The organism is Actinomycetota bacterium (assembly GCA_030776725.1).
Classification (GTDB): domain Bacteria; phylum Actinomycetota; class Nitriliruptoria; order Nitriliruptorales; family JAHWKO01; genus JAHWKW01.
Genome location: JALYHG010000077.1, coordinates 1 through 2,114 on the forward strand (window position 1 = coordinate 1; position 2,114 = coordinate 2,114).

Annotated in this window: 2 protein-coding genes and 1 pseudogene; all 3 read left to right on the forward strand. The window is 67.4% G+C overall.

Translation table 11 applies throughout. The features are described from left to right. A partial coding sequence (locus tag M3N57_03580; protein ID MDP9021778.1) for a transposase occupies positions 1-401 on the forward strand: 401 nt, incomplete at its 5' end. An 817-nt stretch (positions 402-1,218) separates the two neighbouring features. Then, positions 1,219-1,754 (forward strand): annotated as a pseudogene (locus M3N57_03585) (transposase family protein). Next, positions 1,723-2,114, forward strand: a 392-nt coding sequence (locus M3N57_03590) for a DNA-binding response regulator (GenBank protein MDP9021779.1), incomplete at its 3' end; no start/stop codon positions are given. The pseudogene M3N57_03585 and the gene M3N57_03590, both read left to right, overlap by 32 nt.

A 2,114-nucleotide genomic window follows, 5' to 3' on the forward strand; every position in this document is an offset into this window, starting at 1 on the left:
CCGCCGCGGTGGAGGCCGCCCGTGTCCTCGCCGACGAGCTGTCGGCCCACCCCAAGGCGGTCAAGAAGGTCACCGGCGAACTCGACGAGCTGCTGACGTTCCTCGACTTCCCGGCCGAGCACTGGAAGCACCTGCGAACCACCAACCCGATCGAGTCGCCGTTCTCCACCGTGCGGCTTCGGACACGGGTGACCAAGGGTGCCGGCTGCCGCCAGGCCGCAGTGGCGATGGCGTTCAAGCTGCTCGAGGCCGCCCAGGACCGCTGGCGCCGCGTGGACGGCTACGAGCTCGTGCCGATGGTCCGCGCTGGAGCGACGTTCATCGACGGCAAGCTCGTCGAGCGACCCGACCAACGACAGGAGGAACACGAGGACCAGATCACCGAGGAGCGCGCCGCCTGATGACTACCCGTCCACAACAATTGACAATTGCTCGCCGTGGCGACTTCAGGTGGAGCAGGTCGCAGCGCGGCTCGACCCTCTGAGTCACGCACGTTGTCCGTGCCGTCCGCAGTCAGGACCCACGCCAGAGGACGTCCCGCGTCATCGCGAACGAGGTCGAGCGGCTGGTCCTGATCGTCGTACTCGATGAGGACCTGGAACGGATGTCCGTGCTCATCGAGTGGCGCCGGGGTGCCCACCATCAGCGAGCCGATGGTGAAGGTCCCGGAACGCTTTTCGCATTCCAGCCATGTCCAGTCTTCCTGGGCGGGGTATCGGACATGACACCTTCTTGTGGCGAGTGGCAGTCTGCCTCCCTTCGGGGTCCGGAGCATGACGGCACCGAGTGCGGGAGTACGCGCAGACCGACGCGGACGTCAACGCGGGATAAGCGCCATAGGGTGGCCATAGGGCCGTACGAGAACGCGGGCAAACGCCGTAGCGGCACCTGCCTGCGGAGCCGCGCGAACTACCGCACAGTCCGTTACTCCGGGACACGACAAGGCCTGGGATCGGCTGCGGACAGTTGCCGGGAACGATGGCGACTACGACGCGGTGTTCATCGGCGCGGGCGGTCAGCGCTTCGGTCGCATCGACGAGGTCGCCGAACGCGTTTCCATGGACGCTGGCTCCGTAGACTTCAGGCTCTTCTCACACATCCGTGGGTAGCTGTTCGGTGCGAATCACAGCGTTGTAGGTAGTACGCCGCCTCCTGCCTACGTTTCTAGCTTCACGGCTGGTCACGTAGGAGGAGGCGGCTGTGCGCAGGGTATGGCGGATGCTGCTGGGGTTGTGCGACCGCACGATCCTCGAGGACGTGGAGTACGACGAGGACGCCGGCGCGATCGTGGCGCACGTGCGCCCGAAGCGTCCCAAGCACAAGCGGTGCGGCAAGTGTGGACGGCGCTCACCGGGCTATGACAGCGGTGAGGGGCGACGGCAGTGGCGAGCGCTGGATCTTGGGGTGATGAAGGCCTTCGTGGAGGCTGACGCCCCGCGGGTGGACTGCCGGGTCCATGGGGTGACGGTGATCAGGTCCCGTGGGCTCGGCACGACGCGGGGTTTACTAAGGCGTTCGAAGAGCAGGTGGCGTGGCTGGCGGTGCACACATCGAAGTCGGCGGTGACCCAGCTGAGGCGGATTGCGCGGGCGACGGTGGGACGGATCATCGACCGGGTCGTCGACGAGGTGAAACAGCGGGTCGATCCGCTCGATGGGCTGGTGCGCATCGGGATCGACGAAGTGGCCTACCGCAAGGGCCACCGCTACTTGACGGTCGTGGTTGATCACGACTCGGGGAAGCTGGTGTGGGCAGGCGCTGGATGGGGGGGACGCCGCCGGGGCGTACGTCACCTTCGGCCAGGTGGCCAAGATCGCCGATGGGTTCGACGACCCGGACCTGGTGGCGTTGGGGCTGCTGGGTCGGGGGCAGGCGCTGGTGCGGATGGGCGATGGGTCCGAGGGCGCCGCGCTGCTGGATGAGGCGATGGTGGCGGTGACGGCCGGGGCGGTGTCACCGGTGGTCGCGGGTATCGTCTACTGCGCCGTGATCCTGGCGTGCCGGGAGATGTTCGACCTGGATCGGGCACAGCAGTGGACCGCGGCCATGAGCGAGTGGTGCGCGTCCCAGCCGGACCTGGTGCCCTTCCGCGGCCAGTGCCTGGTGCACCGCTC